This window comes from Paenalicyclobacillus cellulosilyticus, assembly GCF_014647315.1.
In the GTDB taxonomy this organism is placed as follows: domain Bacteria; phylum Bacillota; class Bacilli; order Alicyclobacillales; family Alicyclobacillaceae; genus Alicyclobacillus_J; species Alicyclobacillus_J cellulosilyticus.
Window position 1 is genome coordinate 341 of the sequence record NZ_BMOY01000161.1, and the last position, 234, is coordinate 574.

Here is a 234-nt window from a genome sequence, read left to right on the forward strand (position 1 = left end):
GTTCGTTCATCTTCAAGGTTGGCCGCTAAAAATTGAGCGTTGCTTAATTGATTTAACCGAGCATTCATGCGCGCTCGTTGAACCATTCGCTCACTGCCCTCAACACCCAATACCTCTTGGCAATGTTTTGCCATGGGAAGTGAAAAATTCCCTAATCCGCAAAATAAATCTAAGACATAATCAGTCGGTTCAAGTGCCAATAATTGAAGTGCTTTATTGACCATGAGACGATTT

At 41.9% G+C, this 234-nt stretch carries 1 protein-coding gene; it reads right to left on the reverse strand.

Annotation, left to right across the window (positions count from 1 at the left end):
• A partial coding sequence (locus tag IEX97_RS13370; RefSeq protein WP_188883569.1) for a methyltransferase domain-containing protein occupies nucleotides 1–234 on the reverse strand: 234 nt, incomplete at both ends.